Origin of the sequence: Salmonella sp. NW1250, assembly GCF_051812965.1 — a bacterium.
In the GTDB taxonomy this organism is placed as follows: Bacteria; Pseudomonadota; Gammaproteobacteria; order Enterobacterales; family Enterobacteriaceae; genus Salmonella; species Salmonella enterica.
Genome location: NZ_JAMNDD010000009.1, coordinates 88,335 through 104,776, shown reverse-complemented (window position 1 = coordinate 104,776; position 16,442 = coordinate 88,335). Strand labels below are relative to the sequence as shown.

Annotated in this window: 16 protein-coding genes and 1 pseudogene; 10 read left to right on the top strand and 7 right to left on the bottom strand. The window is 53.0% G+C overall.

Annotated features, from left to right (window positions below; translation table 11 throughout):
* The first annotated feature begins 35 nt into the window (after positions 1–35).
* Both NBA72_RS16360 and NBA72_RS16355 read left to right on the top strand, forming a co-directional pair.
* Positions 36–1,058, top strand: coding sequence for a DUF4431 domain-containing protein (locus NBA72_RS16360; protein ID WP_242409710.1), 1,023 nt, complete (start codon positions 36–38; stop codon positions 1,056–1,058).
* Entirely contained in the window at positions 1,059–1,400 is a 342-nt protein-coding gene (locus NBA72_RS16355) for a hypothetical protein (protein ID WP_001230267.1), read from the top strand.
* A 14-nt stretch (positions 1,401–1,414) separates the two neighbouring features.
* Here NBA72_RS16355 and NBA72_RS16350 read toward each other — a convergent pair whose 3' ends face one another.
* Complete coding sequence (locus NBA72_RS16350) at positions 1,415–2,347, bottom strand: DUF4424 family protein (RefSeq protein ID WP_042947579.1); 933 nt, start codon at positions 2,345–2,347, stop codon at positions 1,415–1,417.
* 74 nt (positions 2,348–2,421) lie between these two features.
* Here NBA72_RS16350 and NBA72_RS16345 point away from each other — a divergent pair, with 74 nt between their 5' ends.
* Positions 2,422–3,555 carry a DUF4431 domain-containing protein gene (locus NBA72_RS16345; RefSeq protein WP_020898395.1) on the top strand — a complete coding sequence of 378 codons (1,134 nt, stop codon included), beginning with the start codon at positions 2,422–2,424 and terminating at the stop codon, positions 3,553–3,555.
* A gap of 88 nt (positions 3,556–3,643) precedes the next feature.
* A pseudogene (locus tag NBA72_RS16340) lies at positions 3,644–3,736 on the top strand (hypothetical protein); the annotation flags it as partial.
* A 39-nt stretch (positions 3,737–3,775) separates the two neighbouring features.
* Here NBA72_RS16340 and NBA72_RS16335 read toward each other — a convergent pair.
* Positions 3,776–4,240, bottom strand: coding sequence for a membrane protein (locus tag NBA72_RS16335; protein ID WP_000110435.1), 465 nt, complete (start codon positions 4,238–4,240; stop codon positions 3,776–3,778).
* A gap of 409 nt (positions 4,241–4,649) precedes the next feature.
* Positions 4,650–4,973: a low molecular weight protein tyrosine phosphatase family protein gene (locus tag NBA72_RS16330; RefSeq protein ID WP_001101536.1), complete on the bottom strand. Its 324-nt coding sequence runs from the start codon at positions 4,971–4,973 to the stop codon at positions 4,650–4,652.
* 270 nt (positions 4,974–5,243) lie between these two features.
* Between NBA72_RS16330 and yacL the strand changes: the two genes are divergently transcribed.
* The 5 genes from yacL to NBA72_RS16305 all read left to right on the top strand — a co-directional run bounded on the left by yacL (position 5,244) and on the right by NBA72_RS16305 (position 9,812).
* Positions 5,244–5,606 (top strand): protein YacL, encoded by a 363-nt coding sequence (gene yacL / locus NBA72_RS16325; protein ID WP_000384308.1) that lies wholly within the window; start codon positions 5,244–5,246, stop codon positions 5,604–5,606.
* A gap of 234 nt (positions 5,607–5,840) precedes the next feature.
* Complete coding sequence (locus tag NBA72_RS16320) at positions 5,841–6,794, top strand: 2-keto-3-deoxygluconate permease 1 (RefSeq protein ID WP_042947572.1); 954 nt, start codon at positions 5,841–5,843, stop codon at positions 6,792–6,794.
* Positions 6,791–8,062, top strand: a complete 1,272-nt coding sequence (gene dtnK, locus NBA72_RS16315) for a D-threonate kinase (RefSeq protein WP_000783300.1) — start codon at positions 6,791–6,793, stop codon at positions 8,060–8,062. The genes NBA72_RS16320 and dtnK overlap by 4 nt, the downstream gene beginning before the upstream one ends.
* Positions 8,052–9,035: a D-threonate 4-phosphate dehydrogenase gene (locus NBA72_RS16310; RefSeq protein WP_000448752.1), complete on the top strand. Its 984-nt coding sequence runs from the start codon at positions 8,052–8,054 to the stop codon at positions 9,033–9,035. Before dtnK ends, NBA72_RS16310 begins: the two co-directional genes overlap by 11 nt.
* 9 nt (positions 9,036–9,044) lie before the next feature.
* Positions 9,045–9,812 carry a DeoR/GlpR family DNA-binding transcription regulator gene (locus tag NBA72_RS16305; protein WP_000678254.1) on the top strand — a complete coding sequence of 256 codons (768 nt, stop codon included), beginning with the start codon at positions 9,045–9,047 and terminating at the stop codon, positions 9,810–9,812.
* A 29-nt stretch (positions 9,813–9,841) separates the two neighbouring features.
* Here NBA72_RS16305 and speD read toward each other — a convergent pair whose 3' ends face one another.
* The 3 genes from speD to NBA72_RS16290 all read right to left on the bottom strand — a co-directional run bounded on the left by speD (position 9,842) and on the right by NBA72_RS16290 (position 11,971).
* Positions 9,842–10,636 (bottom strand): adenosylmethionine decarboxylase, encoded by a 795-nt coding sequence (gene speD, locus NBA72_RS16300; protein WP_000734276.1) that lies wholly within the window; start codon positions 10,634–10,636, stop codon positions 9,842–9,844.
* A 20-nt stretch (positions 10,637–10,656) separates the two neighbouring features.
* Positions 10,657–11,517 (bottom strand): polyamine aminopropyltransferase, encoded by an 861-nt coding sequence (speE, locus tag NBA72_RS16295; RefSeq protein ID WP_000829968.1) that lies wholly within the window; start codon positions 11,515–11,517, stop codon positions 10,657–10,659.
* Between the two features lie 106 nt (positions 11,518–11,623).
* Positions 11,624–11,971 (bottom strand): YacC family pilotin-like protein, encoded by a 348-nt coding sequence (locus NBA72_RS16290; RefSeq protein ID WP_000846613.1) that lies wholly within the window; start codon positions 11,969–11,971, stop codon positions 11,624–11,626.
* A 201-nt stretch (positions 11,972–12,172) separates the two neighbouring features.
* Here NBA72_RS16290 and cueO point away from each other — a divergent pair, with 201 nt between their 5' ends.
* Positions 12,173–13,783, top strand: a complete 1,611-nt coding sequence (gene cueO, locus NBA72_RS16285) for a multicopper oxidase CueO (protein WP_042947568.1) — start codon at positions 12,173–12,175, stop codon at positions 13,781–13,783.
* A 77-nt stretch (positions 13,784–13,860) separates the two neighbouring features.
* On the opposite strand, the gene NBA72_RS16280 is transcribed toward cueO, so the two are convergent.
* Positions 13,861–16,251, bottom strand: a complete 2,391-nt coding sequence (locus NBA72_RS16280; RefSeq protein WP_023138984.1) for a glucose/quinate/shikimate family membrane-bound PQQ-dependent dehydrogenase — start codon at positions 16,249–16,251, stop codon at positions 13,861–13,863.
* Positions 16,252–16,442: the final 191 nt, after the last annotated feature.

The following is a 16,442-nucleotide window of genomic DNA, read 5'->3' as shown; positions in this document are numbered from 1 at the left end:
TTTGCCAAAATACATTTGCCGAAGAAATAAAACCATTGCCACAAGGTGATACCTGGCGCAAATATATTGCCCTGTCGCTGCGCGATGAAGAAGGGCTTGAGGATGGGCTGTTTAACCTGCGGCGGATTGAAGCAAACAGTAGCATTGCTTACGTTTGTGGCTTAATAAAAGACAAAAATGATAATTTTCTGACGGATGGGCAAAATCAATATCATCTTTATGACCGCGTGATGGCGATAGGTTATCGCTGGAGTTGGGGCAGCGTTGTGCGCTTTGATAAAACCATTGCTTCGCCGCAGAATGTTCACTGCCATTATGGTAAAAACGTACCGTTAACGTCTGCGCTCTTACGTGAGCAGGTCGCCGCGCAAGGGCGCAAAAATATTTGCCAGCCGGTAAAAGCCAGCGACCCGCTGCGAAGCGATATTCTGAACGGCCTGCGCGCCAGTTATATTGGCGACAGCAATAGCTTAACCCTTAACGGCCCGCTGCCGACGGTAAAATTTATCGTCGAAGACCTTTGCGCCACGGAAGATTATGCTTACTTTTTGGGTAAGGCGACGGGAGATAAAACGAGTTTTTTTATCCATGATGACGCCAATAATCGGCTTCGCGTCGTGTTGAAAAAATCCCCGGATGGCGTGTGGCGCCCGCAGCCGGAAAACAACCTGCTGACACAACAATCTAAAGTGAGCGGCGGGTACTATAGCGATGGCACGCTGCGAGAAACCGATTTAGCGCAACTGGCGCAGGCGTGCAGGGTGGAGGGAGACACCGTTAACCTCACCGGCACGCTTCGCCAGCAGGGTGACGGCGAGTCCGCTTACTGGACCCTGACCCCGGATAGCCCCCTTACCTGCGTGCGCGATGCCAATAAGCAGCAGCCTGGCTGGAACCAGACGATGCAACTGGTGCTAACCCCACAAGAGCGGGAATCGCTCAACAATTTGGTCGGTAAAAAAGTCAGCGTCGGCGGCGATATTTTTCTGGCGCTGAGCGCCTCGCATCATACGCCGCTGTTACTGGATAATATTTTTCGCTTAACGGAAATAAAGTGAATGAGAAAGCTATGGGTTATAGGAATGCTATTGATGCTATGCGGCAACGCTGATGCGGCGGCTAAATTACAGTATTTACACGTTACTAACGGTGGGATGATGGCATTTTACGATGACGGTAACGCAAAAATGTGCGCGCGCTGCGAACCGATGGTACAGAATCTCAAATCAATGAATAACAAGGCGCCTTATGCCCGTTGGAAACAGATGGGGGATGTCATAAAACTGAAGTCGCCAAATGGCGAGAGTGATTATGAATTTTACCAGCAGGGTGAAATTCTTTCTACCTGGTGGATTTTTAATTATAAGACGCTTCATGCGCTCGTGGATTTGAGTGAGTAAAGCGTTTTATGCCATCATTCGTACATAGACGATAAAGAATAAAACGTCACTGCCAGATTTTCCGCAGGCCGGAAATTTTTCTGCTTAAATTCCAGCGTAGTGGCGTTAACCCGCGTCAGCGGCGGCTGAAAGCAGGTGGTGATCACGTCGCCGTGAAGGCGCAGCGTAAACTCGCCGATGTCCCCCTCTTTCCACGCGGGATCACCGGTTAGCACCACATCCATCCGGTTTTGCCCCAAAGCGCCTGCCGGGCCTTGCTTCGTCATTAACTGATCCAGCGCCTGCTGTATTTGCTGGCGGTTTTCCGCCGTCGGGCAGGTGTTGTCATTGTCCAGTTCATCCGTTGACATTAGCGCGCTGAGTGACACGCTCGGGGTATAAACCTGGTGGATAGTCACCGCTTTCCCCGCCGGAAAGCTCTGCTGCCAGATGAAGTTGCGCTGGATAGTAAACTGCGGCTGATTATCCTTAAACCATTCCGGCGGCAGCGCCGGGAGATCCGGCGGAGGCGAAAATTCACCGTCGCTTAGCGCGGCGATCAGTTGCTCCACCGTCCAGCCAGCCTGCTGAAGTTTATCGGTGATCTCTTCCTGCGGAGCATTCAGTACTACGGTCCAGCGTGGTTGCGGGGTCACGATCTGACCATCGACGCGGATTTTAATGTTGCGGATGCCGGGGATGTAATCTTCACCGGCTTCGTCAACGTCGCTAAATGACAGCGGCGGCATGGGGAAAACGACAGGAACGATAATATCCTGCGCGGTCGGATTCACAAACAAATAATCAGCATTAATCCGCTCGCGTTCAATTAACAGACGCTCTTTCGCCAGTTGAATATCGCTCTGTGCCAGTAAATGCAATGAACTATTCGCCACGGCCTCATTGGCTTGCGCCGGATAAGGCAATACTGCCAGCAATAACGGGAAACCGAACGCGATCTTTTTCATGAGCAAATGATTACTGATAATAACGCAAAGCGCTATTATGGCACCCTCAATGCAATTTTTCGACGGTCACGTTCATGCGTTATTTTTTATTGGTGTTGATGATGATTTGTTGCAATTTATATGCATCAGATATGTTCCCGCTGAAGCCTGATGAAAATCCACGCGGCGCTATTGCATTAACGCTACGCGAGGAGGTTGGGCTATTAAACGCCCGCTTCGATATCAAGCGGATTGAAATCAACGAGACGCGCGAACTGGCCTATTTTTGCGGCCTGCTAAAAGATACTGACGGTCAGTATATTAAAGATGAAGATGATAAATATTATCTCTTCGATCGTATTCTGCTGGACAGCGGTACCGAAGGGTGGGTGAGTACGGTTTACCTGGATGAAGAGTTTAGCGCGCCGGAGCAAGCAAAGTGCCACTTTGCCGGGAATGTTGACCTGAAGTCACAGGAATTACGCGCGCTGGTGAAACAGTACGGGCGCATCGCAGCTTGCCTGCCGGTAGAAAAAGGCGATCCGTTGCGCACGCAACTGCTTGACGCGGTACGTGAAAACTACGTTGGCGATCTTAATCGTAAAACAACGCTGAATAATACGCCTGTGCCATCCTTCGTGGTGACGCAGCTATGCGCGGCGCAAAAATATGCCTATTTTTGTGGCGAACCTGCCAATGCCGATGCTGACTGGTATAGTCAGGATAGTAAAAAGCTGGATGTGGTATTGCAGAAAGACGCTAATAATACATGGTGGTTGCCCGTTCCTCAATTTCAGGGCATTAGTCGCCAAAGCTCACTGGCCTGGTGTAACCACAGCACCGACATTTTGCCAGTCAAAACGGTTGAAGAAATGGCGAAAAAACGGCAACAGCGCTGCGTGCGGGAAGGCGATACCGTGTCATTGCGCGGAATACTGGCAGAGCAAAAAAGCGGCGCGCAGCGTTATTGGGTGGTTAAACTCGAAGAACCGTTAACCTGCGTCCAGGATGCCGACATGCAGACAGCCGACTGGAATGGGCAAGTGCAACTCTTGTTGAGCGATGAGATCATAGAAAGAGTTAAAGTACAGTACGGCGACGATTTGTTAAACCAAGAAATTGTTGTCACAGGTGATGTTTTACTGGCATTAAGTTCAGATCACCACACGCCACTGGTACTGGAGAATATTGTGAAACTCATGCCCGTGATGGAGGGGCCGGGCTGGTGATGTGAGACTCCCCATTTTTAATGACTGCGCTCTTCCGGCGCATAATAAAAGGTCATCGACAGATCGTTTTCCGGCTTCTGCGGAGCTGGCGGCGGTGGATACCTACCGTTACCTGAACTTCGACCAGCTCTCTCAGTACACTGAGAAAGCGGACGGCGTGATTTTCCAGACTGCGGTGTAACAGAGACGGGCCCGGATTTCCGGGCCCGAATGGCGCTTCTTATTTATTATTACGCTTCACTTCCCGTAGCCCCGGCAAATACGTAATTACCCCGCCCATTATTGCCCCGGCTACAATCGCTGGAATAAGCATAATCAATACTTCACCATATATTAATGGTAGTATGCTTATGTCAAAACCATATCGCGCAAAATTAAACAGCGTCGTGATCAGACCACCTGCAATGGCGCAAAGGATCATCCTGTTAATTATTTTTTGATATAATTTCAGGGGTATCAGCGCGCAGGCGACACCGGTTAACCATGCGGGGAGGAGACTGTATATCCAGCCGGTAATAATCACTAATTCTGGTATTGTTCTGCAGAAATAGAACAAAAATGAGTCTGGTCCGCCAATAATGGCGGGTAAAAAGTTTATGATACCTATCGCGATGGCTGCGCCTATTAACGGCCCAAACAGAATAAACCAACCGCTATGATAAATTATTCGTCGAAATACAGACATAATGTATCCTTCCTGAATTTTCCTTCAACCGTCTGACAAAAAATACAACTCACTACGGCTTCTCTGCTGATATCGCCCATTGCTGGAGCTCAGTTGAAAAGCGCTTATCAAGTAGCCAACAATTTCATGACAACGACCCGGATGATAAGGAAGCGTCTGAAAGACTAGCAGGCGTCGGCGTGGGCAGGGTATTGATGATTTCTGAAAAAACGCCAGAGGGGCGCCGGGCTGGTAATGCTATAGCTGGATGAGGGGCAGCCGTTTTTAATGACTGCTCTCTTCCGGCGCATAATAAAAGTTCATCTAAACGGCGCGCTGTCTGATGTGAAATTTGTCGTCGAGTTTTCGCTTAACGGAGAGTAAGTGAATGTAATCGTGATCGATGATGGACATTTCCTTGCGGCAACGCCTATATCCCCAGCACTTCCGGCACCAGCTCTTCCAGTTGCCTGACCAGTTCAGGGTCCATATAGCGATAATCGTCGGGGATATCGAGTACGTGCAGGGGCTTATTTTCAATAATACGACGATATTCAGCCATCAACCGGTCTTTATGTTTCTGCTCCATAACGCAGATAACGTCAGCCCACTGAAGTAACCCGCACGACACGCTTTTTTTGGCGTTGCGGCTGGTGCCAGCGGAACGGACGCTAAGGCCAGGATAGCGGCGGAACACCTGCTCCGCCGTGGGGCTGCGCCATTGATTTCGGCTGCATATGAAAAGCACATTCATTAAATAAATACTCTTCCAGATCGCGCTTCGCTAACGGCGAGTTTGTGAATCGTGGAGACTTAATACCCCACGGTGCGGCACGTAGCACTTTGTCGGAGTGCGTGTAGATATATTGAAGCGCTAGAGTGACTTTCTGTATGAATAATAAACTGTTTTGGCATTTTTATTTTATCTTTTGTGCGCCCCGCTGTTTTTCTTTCACCGTGCTGCGATAATTACCTTAAGGCGCAATGCGGTATTGGCGCATTGCCAGGGCAGAGGAAAACAATTATGGATTACGAATTTCTGCGCGACGTTACCGGAGGGGTAAAAGTACGAATGTCGATGGGCCACGAGGTGGTCGGTCACTGGTTTAATGAAGAGGTTAAAGACAACCTCTCGCTACTGGATGAAGTAGAACAAGCCGCGCGTACGGTCAAAGGCAGCGAACGCTCCTGGCAACGAGCAGGGCATGAATACACGATCTGGATGGACGGCGAAGAGGTGATGATTCGCGCCAATCAGCTGGATTTTTCCGGCGATGAGATGGAAGAGGGGATGAGTTATTACGATGAAGAGAGTTTATCCCTGTGCGGCATGGAGGATTTTCTACGGGTCGTCGCCGCGTATCGGGAATTCGTCAGTAAAGCCTGACCCTCTCTTCGTTATTGTCCCGCAACGCCAGTCGACGGACAGTTGGGGGCGGTAGTGGAAACGAAATCACCACACATTCCAGCCGGGAGTATCCCGGCTTTTTTATTGCAGAATGATTTTTTGATTTTTATTAATCATTTTAAAACTGTGATCTGACGCGTTTGTGATCTTAATTTGATTGAATATAATCGTTATGATTTTATTCAATCACAACAAGCAACAGGCGGTAAGACCATGAACATCAAAAAAGCAATAGAGCGCGTACCCGGCGGCATGATGGTCGTACCGCTCGTTATTGGCGCACTCATTAACACCTTCGCTCCACAGGCGCTTGAGATCGGCGGTTTTACCACCGCCTTATTTAAAAACGGCGCGGCGCCGCTGATTGGCGCTTTTCTGCTGTGTATGGGAGCCGGTATCAGTGTGAAAGCCGCGCCCCAGGCGTTATTGCAGGGCGGGACGATTACGCTCACTAAGTTGCTTGTCGCCATCGGGATTGGCCTGGGCGTGGAGCATCTTTTCGGCGCGGAGGGTATTTTTGGCCTGAGCGGCGTGGCGATTATCGCGGCGATGAGCAATTCGAATGGCGGACTTTATGCTGCGTTGGTAGGCGAATTCGGCAATGAGCGCGACGTCGGCGCTATCTCTATTTTGTCTCTTAATGATGGCCCTTTCTTTACGATGATTGCGCTGGGCGCGGCAGGGATGGCGAACATTCCCATTATGGCGCTGGTGGCGGTGCTGGTTCCGCTGGTTGTCGGCATGATCCTCGGCAATCTTGATCCTCATATGCGCGATTTTTTGACCAAAGGCGGCCCGCTGCTCATTCCTTTCTTTGCTTTTGCGCTGGGGGCGGGCATCAACCTGGAAATGTTACTGCAAGGCGGACTTGCCGGAATTCTGCTCGGCGTGCTGACAACGTTCGTTGGCGGTTTCTTTAATATTCGCGCAGATCGTCTGGTTGGCGGAACTGGCATTGCCGGGGCGGCGGCCTCCAGCACCGCGGGTAATGCCGTTGCGACGCCGCTGGCTATTGCGCAGGCCGACCCTTCGCTCGCCGAGGTGGCCGCTGCTGCCGCTCCGCTGATTGCCGCCTCGGTGATCACCACGGCAATCCTGACGCCAGTGTTGACCTCCTGGGTTGCGAAAAAACAGGCGCGTCAGGCTTCTTTGGAGAAAAACGCATGAAAATGATGGTTATCGCCGATGATTTTACCGGATCGAATGATACCGGCGTCCAGTTGGCGAAGAAGGGGGCGAGAACAGAAGTTATGTTGAGCGCGTCGCAAAAACCGTCCCGCCGCGCCGATGTGTTAGTCATTAACACCGAAAGCCGGGCGATGCCTGCAGATCAGGCGGCATCTGCCGTTTATGCCGCGCTTTCCCCGTGGTGTGAGACATCGCCAGCGCCGCTGGTGTACAAAAAAATCGACTCTACATTTCGCGGCAATATCGGCGCCGAAGTGACGGCGGCCATGCGCGCCAGTCAGCGAAAACTGGCCGTTATCGCCGCCGCGATCCCTGCGGCCGGACGCACGACGCTTGAAGGAAAATGTCTGGTTAATGGCGTCCCGCTACTGGAAACCGAATTTGCCAGCGATCCGAAAACGCCCATTGTCTCTTCCCGTATTGCCGAGATAGTGGCGTTGCAAAGTGAGATCCCTGTGTATGAAGTCTTTTTACAGGATGTCCGACGCGGCGGGTTAAGCGCCTTACTTACGGCTTATGCGGCTGAGGGCGAAGGGATTATCGTCGTGGATGCGGTGGAAGAGCGGGACCTGACGTTGATTGCGCAAGCGGCGTGTGAACAACCGTCGATGCCGCTGCTCGTCGGCGCAGCGGGTCTGGCGAATGCGTTGCCGGTTGAACTTTTTATGCAAGACCGGCAGCGGCTGCCGGTACTGGTGGTGGCCGGTTCGATGAGCGAAGCCACGCGACGTCAGGTGGATAATGCGCTGTGCCGGGGACGTGCGGAGGTCGTGGATATTGATGCCGCGCGCATGGTGTCGGATAGCGCGGAGCAGGAAATCGCGTCTGTCGTAGAGCAGGCCTGCGCGCTGTTAAGTCAGCATCGACATACGATATTACGCACCAGCCGTCGCGCAGAAGATCGACAGTTAATCGACGCGCTGTGCGAAAAATTCGCGATGAGCCGTCAGCAATTGGGCGAGCGACTGAGCCAGCGGCTTGGCGTCGTCACGTTAAACATTATCGAGCAGGCGCGGATTGGCGGGCTGTTTCTGACCGGCGGCGATATCGCTACCGCCGTCGCCGGCGCGCTTGGCGCTGAAGGTTATCGCATTCAAAGTGAGGTGGCGCCCTGTATTCCCTGTGGAACGTTTGTAAACAGCGAAATTGACGATCTGCCGGTCATTACCAAAGCGGGCGGATTCGGTTCAGACAGTACGTTGTGTGACGCGCTTTATTATATTGAGGAGATGTATTGTGGAGACTAAAACCGTTGCCATTACCATGGGCGATCCAGCGGGCATTGGGCCGGAAATTATTGTTAAAGCGCTAAGCGAAGACGGTCTCAACGGCGCGCCGCTGGTGGTTATTGGATGCCTCGCAACGTTGAAACGTTTACAGGTGAAGGGCATCACGCCGAACGTCGAGTTACGGGCCATTGAACGGGTCGCCGAAGCGCGTTTTGCGCCCGGCATCATTCATGTGATTGATGAGCCGCTGGCGCAGCCGGAGGCGCTGGAGGCCGGGAAAGTTCAGGCGCAGGCGGGGGATTTAGCATATCGCTGCGTGAAGCGCGCCACCGAGTTAGCGTTACGGGGCGACGTACAGGCTATCGCTACCGCGCCGCTGAATAAAGAGGCGCTGCACCTGGCAGGGCACAACTATCCGGGCCATACCGAGCTGCTCGCGACCCTGACCCATAGCCGCGATTACGCGATGGTACTTTACACCGATAAACTAAAAGTGATTCACGTTTCAACGCATATCGCGCTGCGTAAATTCCTTGATACGTTAAGTACCACGCGTGTCGAAACGGTGATTGGTATTGCTGATACTTTCCTCAAGCGTGTGGGTTACGTTAAACCGCGTATCGCCGTGGCAGGCGTGAATCCTCATGCGGGCGAGAATGGCCTGTTTGGCGATGAAGAGACGCGTATCCTGACGCCAGCCATTACCGATGCCCGTGCAAAAGGTATGGACGTTTATGGGCCGTGCCCGCCGGATACTGTATTTCTCCAGGCTTATGAGGGGCAGTATGATATGGTGGTGGCGATGTATCATGACCAGGGACATATCCCGTTGAAATTGCTTGGCTTTTATGATGGCGTGAATATCACCGCGGGGCTGCCGTTTATTCGGACCTCTGCCGATCATGGCACCGCATTTGATATCGCCTGGACGGGAAAAGCAAAATCTGAGAGCATGGCCGTATCGATCAAACTGGCAATGCAACTGGCATAATTCCCTGTTATGAAAGGACAACACCGTCTGGATCTCATTGTGGCGTATCTGAAAAACCATACGCTGGTTACGGTAGAACAGCTGGTTGAGGCGGTTGACGCATCGCCAGCCACTATCCGTCGCGATTTGATCAAGCTGGATGAGCAGGGCGTGATCAGCCGTAGTCATGGCGGCGTGGCGCTGCGGCGTTTTGAACCCGCCCAGCCCACCACCAATGAAAAACAACTGCGATCGCCCGCTGAAAAACGGGCGATCGCACGCGTTGCCGCATCGCTGGTCAATGCTGGCGATGCCGTCGTGCTGGATGCCGGTACGACAATGATGGAACTGGCGAAATGCTTAACCCATCTTCCGCTGCGGGTCATCACCGTCGATCTGCATATTGCGCTGTTTTTAGCTGAGTTCCGGCAAATTGAAGTGACGATTGTCGGCGGTCGTATCGATGACAGCAGTCAGTCTTGTATCGGTGAGCATGGGCGTAAGCTGTTGCGTAGCGTGTATCCGAACATCGCGTTTATGAGCTGTAATTCATGGGGGGTAAAAACGGGCGTGACGACCCCAACGGAAGATAAGGCCGGGCTTAAACAGGAGATTATTGCTAATGCGCAGCGCAAAGTGTTGCTGGCGGACAGCAGTAAGTATGGCGCGCATTCGCTCTTTAATGTGGTGCCGCTTGAGCGCTTTAATGACGTGATTACCGACGTCAATCTGCCGCCGTCAGCGCAGGTTGAACTGAAAGGGCGCGCTTTTGCGCTAACGCTGGTGCAGCCGGAGTGACAGCGCCGTCAGGCGCTGTCAGTGATGAATCAGACCGCAGAAATATTGCGGCCGTAGTAAATCTCGCGCATCTCTTTCCACAGCGCGGCGGTGATCTCCTGGCGTTCGGTTTCAGTGAGATCTTCTGGTTTGGTGTGAAACATGTAGTGCTTAAGATCGAACTCTTTAAGCAGCATCTTGGTATGGAAAATATTTTCCTGATACACGTTTACATCCACCATGTCATACAGCGACTTCATATCTTCCGACATAAAATTCTGAATAGAATTAATCTCATGATCGATAAAGTGCTTCATACCGTTGACGTCGCGCGTAAAGCCGCGCACGCGGTAATCGATGGTGACAATATCGGACTCTAGCTGGTGGATCAGGTAATTGAGCGCTTTTAGCGGTGAAATCACCCCGCAGGTTGACACTTCGATGTCGGCGCGAAAGGTGCATAGCCCGCCTTCCGGATGGCTTTCCGGATAGGTATGCACGCAGATATGGCTCTTATCGAGGTGTGCCACCACGGTTTCCGGCAGCGGGCCGGGATGTTCGGTTTGATCGATAAGTTTCGGGTCGATCGGCTCTTCGCTCACCAGAATCGTGACGCTGGCGCCCTGGGGTTCATAATCCTGACGGGCGATGTTCAGGATGTTCGCGCCGATAATGGAGCAGGTCTCCGACAGGATCTCGGTCAGTCGGTTGGCGTTATAGAGTTCATCGATATAGGCGATATAGCCATCGCGTTCTTCTGCGGTTTTGGCGTAGCAGATATCGTAAATACAAAAACTCAGGCTTTTCGTCAGATTGTTAAAGCCATGCAGTTTCAGCTTTTTCAATTTTTATCACCTCCTTAACGTCACTGTGCGGACAGTGCGTCATGTAGATATTGCGGTAGCGCAAATGCAGCGGCATGAATAGCCGGGTTGTAATAGCGACATTTGAGGCCGGCGGCATGAAAACGCGCCTGAATAATTTCGCTCGACAGGTGACGAAGAGCGTCGTTGTCCGTCGCCCAGGCGAAGGTCATAATGCCGCCGTAATAGGTCGGAATCGCCGCCTGGTAGAAGCCGACATCGCTGAAGTAATGACTCAGCTTGCGGTGGCTGTCGAGCGCTTCATCCTGTTGCAGGAAGCACACGCCGTTCTGGGCGACAAAAATGCCGCCCGGATTCAGGCAACGCTTACAGCCTTCATAAAAGGCGGAGGTAAACAGGCTTTCGCCGGGGCCTATCGGATCGGTACAGTCGGAAATGATCACATCAAAGGTCTGATGGGTCTGATTGACGAAATTCACGCCGTCGTCGATTACCAGCGTAAAGCGCGGATCGTCGTAGCTGCCGGCATTGTGGTTGGGTAAATACTGGCGGCAAAACGAGACTACGCCAGCGTCTATCTCTACCATGGTGATGGTTTCGACGTTTTTATGCCGGGTAACTTCACGTAGCATTGCGCCGTCGCCGCCGCCGATAATCAGAACGTGTTTCGCATGACCGTGCGCCAGCAGCGGGACGTGGGTCATCATTTCATGATAAATAAACTCGTCGCGTTCGGTGGTCTGTACCACGCCGTCCAGCGCCATCACGCGGCCAAAAGCGGCGTTTTCAAAGATGATTAAATCCTGGTGATCGGTTTTTTCATGATACAGAACGTTGTCTACGGCAAAGTACTGACCAAACTGGTCGTGTAGCGTTTCATGCCACATCGTATTTTCGGCCATTGGCTGATACCTCCATTGTTAACACCCGTAAAAAAAGGGCGCAACATCATAGCTAACAATGACCGTGGATGCACGGTCATTATTTCAGCAATAGGATCGCGGAGGATTATTTAACGTAGGCTAACAGGCTCAGAGAATCGCGGGCCAGAGCTTTGCATTTTTTAGCGACCGGGATACCGATGCCGCTAAGATCGCGGTAGCTGTCTTCGCCCAACGATTTCATATCGAAGGTGTCGTAGTTACTCAGGTCCCACTGATTTTGCTGGGCAAAAAAGACCAGCGCACGGCGAATCTGACTGTTGGGTAAATTTTGGTAACCACAGTCATTTTTCAGAAAAACGAAAACCGCCGTTAAATCGGCCATATCTTCAGCTTCGGATTCAGTAAGCGCATAGCTATTTGCGCATAAGGCCATCAGGCTGCCAAACAACACGGGTCTGAAAAACGTCTTCATTGCTTCTACCACGGCATCAGGGAAAGTCAACGTTAGCATACTGAGAACGTAGCGACGACTTTTATTATCAGGATCGGCCGCGGCGTTTTCATTCTTGTTGTATTGCTGTCAGGAATGGTAAAGACGTGTTGCTGGCTTGACCTTCCCGTTAGGGCAGGGTCTAAGCTTAGACACCCGCCTGTTCATTATAAGGAAATGATTATGTTACGCCGTGATTTCTTAAAATATTCAGTGGCGCTGGGGGTTGCATCAGCGCTGCCGCTGTGGAGCCGCGCCGCTTTTGCCGCCGAACGTCCCGCGTTGCCTATTCCTGACCTGTTAACGGCAGATGCGAGCAACCGTATGCAGTTAATTGTTAAAGCCGGACAGTCCACATTCGCCGGTAAGAACGCGACAACCTGGGGCTACAACGGTAATTTGCTGGGGCCAGCGGTACAGCTTCACAAAGGAAAAAGCGTGACCGTTGATATCCATAACCAACTGGCCGAAGACACGACGCTTCACTGGCATGGTCTGGAGATTCCGGGCATCGTCGACGGCGGCCCGCAGGGGATTATTCCCGCAGGCGGAACCCGCACGGTGACGTTTACGCCGGAGCAACGCGCCGCGACCTGCTGGATTCATCCGCACAAACACGGCAAAACCGGGCGCCAGGTGGCGATGGGCCTTGCCGGGCTGGTGCTGATTGAAGATGACGAGATTCGCAAATTGCGCCTGCCGAAACAGTGGGGCATCGACGATGTGCCGGTGATCATTCAGGACAAACGCTTCTCCGCCGATGGCCAGATTGATTATCAACTGGATATTATGACCGCCGCCGTCGGCTGGTTTGGCGATACGCTGCTGACCAATGGCGCTATCTATCCGCAGCATTCCGCGCCGAAAGGCTGGCTACGTCTGCGCTTGCTAAATGGCTGTAATGCGCGTTCGCTGAATATCGCCGCCAGCGATAATCGCCCGCTTTATGTGATCGCCAGCGACGGCGGCCTGCTGGCGGAGCCGGTGAAAGTCACCGAACTGCCGTTATTAATGGGCGAGCGTTTTGAAGTGCTGGTGGATATCAGCGACGGGAAAGCCTTTGATCTGGTGACCCTGCCGGTCAGCCAGATGGGAATGGCGATCGCTCCGTTTGATAAACCGCATCCGGTGATGCGTATCCAGCCGCTGCGGATTACCGCCTCCGGTACGCTGCCGGATACGTTGACGACGATGCCGGCGCTGCCGTCGCTGGAAGGGTTGACGGTGCGCAACCTGAAACTGTCGATGGACCCACGCCTTGATATTATGGGGATGCAAATGCTGATGAAGAAATATGGCGCTCAGGCGATGAGCGGCATGGATCATGACAGCATGAACGCGCATATGCAGGGCGGCAATATGGGGCATGGCGAGATGGATCATGGCAACATGGATCACAGCGGGATGAATCATGGCGCGATGGGCAATATGAATCACGGCGGAAAATTCGACTTCCATAACGCTAACTTTATCAACGGCCAGGTCTTCGATATGAACAAACCGATGTTCGCGGCGCAAAAAGGCCGACATGAACGTTGGGTCATTTCCGGCGTGGGCGACATGATGCTGCATCCTTTCCATATTCACGGCACGCAGTTCCGTATTCTGTCAGAGAACGGCAAAGCGCCAGCGGCGCACAGAACGGGCTGGAAGGATACGGTACGCGTTGAGGGCGGTATCAGCGAAGTGCTGGTCAAGATCGATCACGACGCGCCGAAGGAACATGCCTATATGGCGCACTGTCATCTGTTAGAACATGAAGATACGGGAATGATGTTAGGATTTACGGTCTGACCGATGTCTGTGACGCAGGCCGGGTAAGGCGAAGCCGCCACCCGGCACAATGCCCGGCATACGCCGGGCATTAATGGTTATTTCGCGTCGTCAGGCAAAGCATAGGCCACGATATAGTCGCCCATCTTCGTACCAAACGAACCGTGGCCTCCGGCAGAAACGACCACGTACTGCTTACCGTTTACCTCATAGGTCATCGGCGTTGCCTGGCCTCCGGCGGGTAAACGTCCCTGCCACAGTTTTTCCCCGTTGCTCATGTTATAAGCGCGCAGGTAGTTGTCGGCGGTCGCGGCGATAAACAGCACGTTACCGGCGGTTGAGATTGGCCCGCCGAGCATGGGCATCCCCATGTTGAACGGCACCGGAACCGGCATCGGGAACGGCATACTGTCGCGCGGCGTCCCTATACGTTTCTTCCACACGATTTCATTGGTCTTCAGATCCAACGCGGAAATATAGCCCCAGGCCGGTTGTTTACACGGCAGGCCAAACGGCGAAAGGAACGGATTCAGCGTGACGCCGAACGGTACGCCGTACTGTGGCTGAATACCCGCTTCTGTTCCGGTACCTTTCGCGTCTTTCGGCGGTTCCATTGGATTGCCTGGGCCGCGTGGGATCAGTTTCGAGACAAACGGCAGCGCCATCGGGTTAGCGATAGCGACCTGACGGTCTGGATCGACGGAAATACCGCCCCATTCAAACATCCCCAGGTTGCCAGGGAATACCAATGTCCCCTGCTCGGACGGCGGGGTGAAGATACCTTCATAGCGCAACTGGTGGAACATAACGCGGCATACCAGTTGGTCGAACATGGTCGCGCCCCACATATCCGCGCCGGAGAGATCTTTTTTCGGGCGGAAGGTTAAATCAGAGAACGGCTGAGTTTTGGCGACGTAATCGCCTTTTGCCGCGCCCTGTGGGACCGGTTTTTCCGGGGCGGGCACGACCAACTCGCCATTACGTCTGTCGAGCACAAAGATATTACCGGTTTTCGCTGGCGCATAGATAACCGGAACGGTAGTACCGTCAACGGTAATATCTGCCAGCGTCGGCTGTGCCGGCAGGTCCATATCCCACAGATCGTGATGGACGGTCTGATAACTCCAGGCCAGTTTCCCGGTGGTGGCATTCAGCGCCAGGATGGAGCTGGCATAACGTTCCTGCTCCGGCGTGCGGTTACCGCCCCAGATATCCGGCGTGGTCACGCCCATCGGCAGATAGACCAGATCCAGTTTCGCATCATAGGCGGCAGGCGCCCAGGAGTTCGGCGAGTTAAAGGTAAAAGAGTGCTCATCGGCTGGAATCGCGTTCGGATCTTTCGCCCCTGGATCGAAGGCCCACAGTAGTTTACCGGTATTAACATCAAAACCACGGATAACGCCGGACGTTTCGCGGGTAGAGAAGTTATCCGTGACCGAACCGGCAATGACAATCGTTTTATCGGTGATAATCGGCGGCGACGTCGGTTCATACAGTCCCGGCGTGGTGTCCGGCATATTGGTTTGCAGATTCAGGACGCCTTTGTTGGCGAAGGTTTCACACAGCTTGCCGGTTTCGGCATTCACCGCGAAAAGGCGACCGTCATTGACCGGAAGGATAATGCGGCGCGGACAGTCGGCGATGACCTCCGGCGAGGCGGTATCCGCTTTGGCCTCATGATAAGAGACGCCGCGGCAGGTCACATGCTGGAAAGACGAATCGGTCTTCAACTGAGGATCAAAATGCCACTTCTCTTTACCGCTGGCGGCGTCCAGCGCGAACAGTCGCTGGTGAGCTGTACACAGATAAAGCGTATCGCCGACTTTAATCGGGGTCACTTCGTTGGTGATTTCGCCCGGATCGTTGGGTTGTTTCAGATCGCCAGTGCGGAAGACCCACGCTTCTTTCAGTTGGTGAACGTTATCCGCAGTGATCTGTTTCAGCGGCGAATAGCGTTGGCCTTCCTGATTACGTCCATAGGCCGGCCAGTCTTCGTCGGCGATCGACGAGCTTGTTGCGGCGGGCGTGGCGTCGGCGCGAAGCGTACCGTTGATCTCCTGCGGGTCGTTGAAGCCAGCCCAGGTCAGAATGCCGCCGCTAATCAGCAGCGCCACGACCAGCGCCGCCACTGCGCCGCTGGAAGGAACCACCAGCCGATGCCAGACAAACGGCAATATTAGCCAGATGCCGAAAAACACCAGGATATCGCTACGCGGCGTGAGCGCCCAGAAGTCGAACCCGACTTCCCACACGCCCCAAATCATTGTCGCCAGCAGCAGGGCGGCATACAGCCACAGTGCGGCACGTTTACTGCGCCATAGCAATCCGGCCACAACCAGCATCACGAGGCCCGCGATGGGGTAGTACCAGGAACCGCCAATAGCAACCAGCCAGACACCTCCGATAAGAAGATACAGCCCACAAAGTGCTGCAAAGAGGGCCGTCAGCGTCACGAGTAATCGTGGCGATCGTGCGTTATTTTCTGCCATAAAAAGACACCATCCCAAATTGTAAATTTTTTAGTAGCAATTAAGTATAGGAATTAACATGTGTGATCGTCATCACAAAATGAGCTTTCTTATCAAATGCCGCGAATGAATACGTTTGCTGTTATACTGCGTGCCTTGCGCGTCAATGCGGCGTTATTAGTCACCGGCATTGAGTGATTTGTTTTTAAATC